The organism is Klebsiella sp. MS 92-3, assembly GCF_000195655.1.
GTDB lineage: Bacteria > Pseudomonadota > Gammaproteobacteria > Enterobacterales > Enterobacteriaceae > Klebsiella > Klebsiella pneumoniae.
This window is the reverse complement of record NZ_GL882849.1, coordinates 203-6,686: the sequence shown is the minus strand read 5'-3', so window position 1 is coordinate 6,686 and position 6,484 is coordinate 203. Positions and strand designations below refer to the sequence as shown.

At 54.8% G+C, this 6,484-nt stretch carries 6 protein-coding genes; all 6 read right to left on the bottom strand.

The window, feature by feature from the left end; all coding sequences use genetic code 11:
* Window positions 1-20: 20 nt before the first annotated feature.
* Complete coding sequence (locus tag HMPREF9538_RS05695) at window positions 21-788, bottom strand: oxidative stress defense protein (RefSeq protein WP_002916499.1); 768 nt, start codon at window positions 786-788, stop codon at window positions 21-23.
* An 89-nt stretch (window positions 789-877) separates the two neighbouring features.
* Window positions 878-1,513: an arginine exporter ArgO gene (gene argO, locus HMPREF9538_RS05700; RefSeq protein WP_004144747.1), complete on the bottom strand. Its 636-nt coding sequence runs from the start codon at window positions 1,511-1,513 to the stop codon at window positions 878-880.
* A gap of 151 nt (window positions 1,514-1,664) precedes the next feature.
* On the bottom strand, window positions 1,665-2,522 hold the full coding sequence (locus HMPREF9538_RS05705; RefSeq protein ID WP_002916504.1) for a small-conductance mechanosensitive channel MscS: 858 nt from the start codon (window positions 2,520-2,522) through the stop codon (window positions 1,665-1,667).
* 190 nt (window positions 2,523-2,712) lie between these two features.
* Window positions 2,713-3,792, bottom strand: a complete 1,080-nt coding sequence (gene fbaA / locus HMPREF9538_RS05710) for a class II fructose-bisphosphate aldolase (RefSeq protein ID WP_004144748.1) — start codon at window positions 3,790-3,792, stop codon at window positions 2,713-2,715.
* Between the two features lie 97 nt (window positions 3,793-3,889).
* Complete coding sequence (gene pgk / locus HMPREF9538_RS05715; protein ID WP_002916508.1) at window positions 3,890-5,053, bottom strand: phosphoglycerate kinase; 1,164 nt, start codon at window positions 5,051-5,053, stop codon at window positions 3,890-3,892.
* Between the two features lie 39 nt (window positions 5,054-5,092).
* Window positions 5,093-6,121, bottom strand: a complete 1,029-nt coding sequence (gene epd / locus HMPREF9538_RS05720) for an erythrose-4-phosphate dehydrogenase (RefSeq protein WP_002916512.1) — start codon at window positions 6,119-6,121, stop codon at window positions 5,093-5,095.
* Window positions 6,122-6,484: the final 363 nt, after the last annotated feature.

Sequence of the window (6,484 nt, the reverse complement as noted above, 5' to 3'; positions counted from 1 at the left end):
GTTTTTTTTGTTTCTATCGCTTACTGGGCCGGTTTCGGCGTTTCCGCCGGTTTCGCCGGGGTGGCTGGAGCAGCGGCTTGCGCCGGCTGCAGCTCAAAGACTACATCGACCTGGTCGTCAAACTGGATAGTCGCCTGCTCGTAGGTTTCCTGGGCAGAAACCGGCGCAGCGTCAGCGGCCTTCATCATGCGAACCATCGGGCTCGGCTGATAGTTGGAGACATGGTAGCGCACGCTGTACACCGGACCCAGCTTGCTGTGGAAGCCTGCGGCCAGCTCCTGCGCCTGATGCACGGCGTCGTCGATCGCCGCTTTACGCGCCTTATCTTTGTAGGCGTCCGGTTGCGCAACGCCCAGCGAGACGGAGCGAATTTCGTTGAGACCCGCTTTCAGGGCGCCATCCAGCAGACCGTTGAGTTTATCCAGCTGGCGCAAGGTCACTTCCACTGTGCGCACCGCGCGATAGCCTTTGAGAATGCTTTTCCCGTTCTGATAGTCGTAATCTGGTTGGGTACGCAGATTCGCCGAGTTGATGTCCTTTTTAGCAATACCGCTCTTTTCGAGGAAAGAGAGATATTGCGCAACGCGATCGTCAGCCTGTTTTTTTGCCGACGCGGCGTCTTTTGCCGACACGTTCACTTCGATCGCCAGGGTGGCGATGTCCGGAACCGCGGCAACGCTTGCTGTGCCTGAAGTCACAATGTGCGGGCCATCCGGCAATTCGCTGGCCTGTGCCGCCATCGTGGTCAATCCGAGTGTTGCCGCCAGGGCTAAGACTTTTAACTTCACTGTCGTTTCTCCATGTTACTTAAATCGCCCTTACGGGACGCATGCCAGCAAGCTTAGCGCGTACAGCAGGAAAGTCCATCGGACAACGCTTAGTTAAGCAACGCCTGGATATGGCTGACGCCTTCTCTTGCCAGCTGAAACGCAATAAACCACATGACGGCGCCGACCACAATATTGATGATCCGCTGGGCTCTGGCGGTACGCAGTCGCGGCGCCAGCCAGGCGGCTAACAGCGCCAGGCCAAAGAACCACAGGAAAGAGGCGCTAATGGTCCCTAGCGCAAACCAGCGCTTCGGCTCCACCGCCAGCTGACCTCCCAGGCTGCCTAACACCACAAAGGTGTCCAGATAAACGTGCGGATTAAGCCAGGTCACCGCCAGCATGGTGATAATGATTTTCCAGCGCCCCTGCTGCATTACCTCTGCATTGGCGAGTTCAAGACTCTGACTGAACGCCGTTTTCAATGCGCCGAAGCCATACCACAGCAAAAAGGCCACGCCGCCCCAGGTCACTAGCGCCAGCAGCCACGGGGACTGCATCAGCAGTGCGCTACCGCCGAAAATGCCAGCGCAGATTAACAGCAAGTCGCTGACCGCGCATAGCAGGGCAATCATCAGATGATACTGACGACGGATCCCCTGATTCATCACAAAGGCATTTTGTGGGCCAAGCGGCAATATCATAGCCGCTCCCAGGGCAAGCCCCTGAAAGTAATAAGTAAACATAAGGATTTATCCGCTGAGTTCGAGAGTGGCGCTGACTATAGCGCGAATGAATTATTAGCGGAAATTGAAAGAATTAATCATTAATTAGAACAACTAATGATGAGCTATTGAAAAAGGCCGGCATGGCCGGCCTAAGTTATTGAGAGGCGGTTTACTCTGCTTTTTCCGGCAGGCGCACCACATGAACATCCATCTGCGGGTAAGGGAAGCTGATGCCGTTGGCGTCAAATTCACGCTTGATACGCTCGAGGATATCCCAGTAGACGTTTTGCAGATCGCTGCTTTTGCTCCACACGCGCACCACGAAGTTCACCGACGAGGCGCCGAGTTCGTTCAGACGAACGGTCATTTCCCGATCGCGCAGAATTCGATCGTCAGATTCGATAATCGAGGTCAGTAGCTGCTTTACCTTGTCGATATCAGCATCGTAAGCGACGCCGATAATAAACTCATTGCGACGCGCAGGCTCCCTGGAGAAGTTAATGATATTGCCGGCGATGATTTTCCCGTTCGGGACCACCACTACTTTACCGTCCGCGGTACGCAGGGTGGTGGAGAAAATCTGCACGTTCAACACCGTACCTGCCACGCCGCCAAGGTCGACATACTCGCCAGCGCGGAACGGGCGGAACATCACCAGCAGTACGCCTGCGGCAAGGTTCGACAGCGATCCCTGCAGCGCTAAACCCACCGCCAAACCGGCAGCACCCAGCACCGCAATCACCGAGGCGGTCTGCACGCCTACCCGCCCCAGGGCGGCAATCAGCGTAAAGGCGATAACCGCATAGCGCACCAGCGCAGAGAGAAAATCGGCCACGGTAGCGTCAATTTTACGCGCCAGCATCAGGCGGTTGACGGTATTAGAGACGACGCGCGCCACGATCATCCCGACGATCAGGATAGCGATAGCCGCGACGATGTTGACGGCATAGCTCAGCAGCAGCTCCTGGTTGCGTGCCAGCCACGTCCCGGCGTGGTTGATGCTATCGACAACGTTCAAATCTTCCATTTAACATTCCTTATGAATCCCCTGGGGGGAAGTAAATAACTCAGCCTGCGACAGGGCAGTCAGGTTATAGGGTAAACAATAAGTGCACGTTTTGCCAAATGGATCACAGTTTTCTGCGACGCTATCCTGTTGTTAAGATAATAAAAAAGCCCGCATTGCTGCGGGCTTCCGGGTAAGAAACAGATTTTTCTTACAGAACGTCGATCGCGTTCAGCTCTTTAAATGCCTGCTCCAGACGAGTCACCATGGAAGTCTGGGCAGCACGCAGCCATACGCGCGGGTCGTAGTATTTCTTGTTCGGCTGGTCTTCGCCTTTCGGGTTGCCCAGCTGGCCCTGCAGGTAAGCTTCGTTCGCTTTGTAATACTGCAGGATACCGTCCCAGGTTGCCCATTGGGTGTCGGTATCAATGTTCATTTTCACCACGCCGTAGCTGACGGAGTCTTTAATTTCCTGAGCGGAAGAACCGGAACCGCCGTGGAACACGAAGTTCAGGCTGTTGTGCGGCAGGTTGTGTTTCTTGGAAACATATTCCTGAGAGTCGCGCAGGATGGTCGGGGTCAGAACTACGTTACCTGGTTTGTACACGCCGTGTACGTTACCGAAGGAAGCGGCGATGGTGAAGCGCGGGCTGATTTTGCTCAGCTCGGTGTAGGCGTAATCCACGTCTTCCGGCTGGGTGTACAGGGCGGAAGCGTCCATGTGGCTGTTATCCACGCCGTCTTCTTCACCGCCAGTGCAGCCCAGTTCGATTTCCAGGGTCATGCCCATTTTGGCCATGCGCGCCAGGTACTTAGAGCAGATCTCGATGTTTTCGTGCAGGGACTCTTCAGACAGGTCGATCATGTGGGAAGAGAACAGCGGTTTGCCAGTAGCGGCGAAGTGTTTTTCACCGGCGTCCAGCAGGCCGTCGATCCACGGCAGCAGTTTCTTCGCGCAGTGGTCAGTGTGCAGGATAACCGGCACGCCGTAGTGTTCAGCCATCTGGTGCACGTGGTGGGCGCCAGAGATAGCGCCGAGGATAGCAGCACCCTGAGGAACGTCAGTTTTCACGCCTTTACCTGCGATGAACGCTGCGCCGCCGTTAGAGAACTGAACGATAACCGGAGAGCGAACTTTCGCTGCAGCTTCCAGAACGGCGTTGATGGAATCAGTACCTACGCAGTTTACCGCCGGCAGTGCAAAGTTGTTTTCTTTCGCTACCTGGAACACTTTCTGAACGTCGTCGCCAGTGATGACGCCCGGTTTTACGAAATCAAAAATTTTAGACATGTTACTTAGTCCTGTATCTGTATCTTCGACCGTTGAAGAAGGTTCGCGAGCCCTTAAGCGCGCTGAAAAACAGGCGGGTTTCCCCGCCTGAACTGAATTACTGCTTAGCGCGCTCTTCGAGCATCGCTACTGCCGGCAGGACTTTGCCTTCGACGAATTCAAGGAATGCGCCGCCGCCAGTGGAGATGTAGGAAATTTTGTCAGCGATGCCGAACAGGTCGATCGCTGCCAGGGTGTCACCGCCGCCGGCGATGGAGAAACCTTCGCTGTCCGCGATAGCGTTAGCCACGATTTCAGTCCCTTTACGGAAGTTAGGGAATTCGAATACGCCAACCGGGCCGTTCCACAGGATGGTTTTGGCGTTCTTCAGGATTTCAGCCAGTTTCTGTGCGGAAACGTCGCCAAGGTCCAGAATCTGCTCGTCATCTTTGATGTCGTTAACAGATTTCAGGGTTGCCGTTGCGGTTTCGGAGAACTCGGTCGCTACGCGAACGTCGGTCGGAACCGGGATATCGCAGGTGCCCAGCAGGCGCTTGGCTTCATCAACCAGATCTGCTTCGTACAGGGATTTACCGACGTTGTGGCCCTGAGCGGCAACGAAGGTGTTAGCGATACCGCCGCCCACGATCAGCTGGTCAGCGATTTTAGACAGGGAATCCAGAACGGTCAGTTTGGTGGACACTTTAGAACCACCAACGATAGCGACCATCGGACGAGCTGGCTCTTTCAGCGCTTTACCCAGCGCGTCCAGTTCAGCGGCCAGCAGCGGGCCTGCGCACGCCACGTCAGCAAATTTGCCGATACCGTGGGTGGAAGCCTGCGCGCGGTGCGCAGTACCGAAAGCGTCCATCACGAACACGTCGCACAGCGCAGCGTATTTCTTAGACAGTTCTTCGTCGTCTTTTTTCTCGCCTTTGTTGAAGCGAACGTTTTCCAGCACCACCAGTTCACCGGCAGCTACTTCCACGCCGTCCAGGTAGTCTTTAACCAGGCGTACCGGGTTGGACAGTTTGTCTTTCAGGTAATTAACAACCGGCAGCAGAGAGAATTCTTCGTTGTACTCGCCTTCGGTCGGACGACCCAGGTGAGAAGTAACCATGACTTTCGCGCCCTGCTTCAGCGCCAGTTCAATGGTCGGCAGAGATGCACGGATACGTGCGTCGCTGGTTACTTTCCCGTCTTTAACTGGTACGTTCAGATCCGCACGGATAAAAACGCGTTTACCAGCCAGATCCAGATCGGTCATCTTAATTACAGACATGGTGAATCCTCTCGTTGATTCATAAAGTTTTGTCGACGTTTACGCGTCGAACCTGAAACCAATAGCCGCCATCGCTAACGTCGTGTCGAGCATTCGGTTAGCAAAGCCCCATTCGTTATCGCACCAGACCAGCGTTTTGATCAGATGCGCGCCACTGACCCGGGTTTGCGTACCATCGACGATGGCGCTGTGCGGATCGTGGTTAAAATCTGTCGAGACCAACGGTAATTCCGTATAGTCAACTATACCATGAAATGCACCTTGTGCTGCTTTTTGCAGCAACTGGTTGACTTCACATGCTTTTACCGGTTTTTTCACCGTCACGCTCAGGTCAATTGCCGTCACGTTAATCGTCGGCACCCGCACGGCAATCGCTTCAAAACGGTCGTTAAATTGCGGAAAAATACGGGTGATCCCTGCCGCCAGTTTGGTATCCACCGGAATGATCGACTGGCTGGCCGCGCGGGTACGCCGCAAATCCGGATGATAAGCGTCAATCACCTGCTGGTCATGCATCGCCGAGTGAATGGTGGTGACGGTGCCGGACTCAATGCCATAGGCGTCATCGAGCAGTTTAATGATCGGAATAATGCAGTTGGTGGTGCAGGAGGCGTTGGAGACAATGCGATGCCCGGCGCGAAGTTCATCCTGATTTACGCCGTACACCACCGTCGCGTCGAGGTCGTTGCCGCCGGGGTGGGAAAAGAGCACTTTTTTCGCCCCCGCCTGAAGATGGGCTTCACCGTGTTCACGACTCCCGTATACCCCGGTACAGTCAAGCACGACGTCCACCGCCAGTTCGCGCCAGGGCAGCGCCGCAATGGTCGGCTCATGCAGCAGACGGATGGCATCGTCGCCAACAAACAGCTGCTCGCGCTCCTGACGGACATCCCAGGCGAAACGGCCATGGCTGGTGTCATATTTCAATAAATGCGCGATGCCCGCGGCATCCGCCAGCTCATTGATTGCCACCACGGTGATTTCCGCACGACGCCCGGATTCATATAGAGCACGAACCACGTTGCGTCCAATGCGACCGAAGCCATTAATCGCGATGCGAATGGTCATAGATCTCCTGCAAGGCTGTCCCTGTTATGAGGTGGCTGACAGAGTAATCCAGCAACGCTCTGAGGGGAACCTTACCAGCTGCAAACTGCGACTGATTGATTAATTGTCGAACATTTAAACGACTGAAACGCTTCAGCTAGAATAAGCGAAATGAGGAATAAAAGGAATGTTTGTCCAGCGCAATAAACCAGCTATATGACTCACATCACATTTTCTCTGGAATAATTTACAACCGTATTACATGGTTCAGGAATAGCAGATACAAAAAGCCGGGTGGCGAGATAAAAGCAAAACGGTAACCCAGGGGTTACCGTTTTGGTGTTGGCACCCCCTCCTCTGGGGGGGGGGGGGGGGGGGGGGGGG

What these genes read in the sequence shown, in the direction of transcription:
- fbaA (WP_004144748.1), bottom strand. Translation starts at nt 3,792, where the DNA reads ATGTCTAAAATTTTTGATTTCGTAAAACCGGGCGTCATCACTGGCGAC.
- argO (WP_004144747.1), bottom strand. Translation starts at nt 1,513, where the DNA reads ATGTTTACTTATTACTTTCAGGGGCTTGCCCTGGGAGCGGCTATGATA.
- pgk (WP_002916508.1), bottom strand. Translation starts at nt 5,053, where the DNA reads ATGTCTGTAATTAAGATGACCGATCTGGATCTGGCTGGTAAACGCGTT.
- epd (WP_002916512.1), bottom strand. Translation starts at nt 6,121, where the DNA reads ATGACCATTCGCATCGCGATTAATGGCTTCGGTCGCATTGGACGCAAC.
- HMPREF9538_RS05705 (WP_002916504.1), bottom strand. Translation starts at nt 2,522, where the DNA reads ATGGAAGATTTGAACGTTGTCGATAGCATCAACCACGCCGGGACGTGG.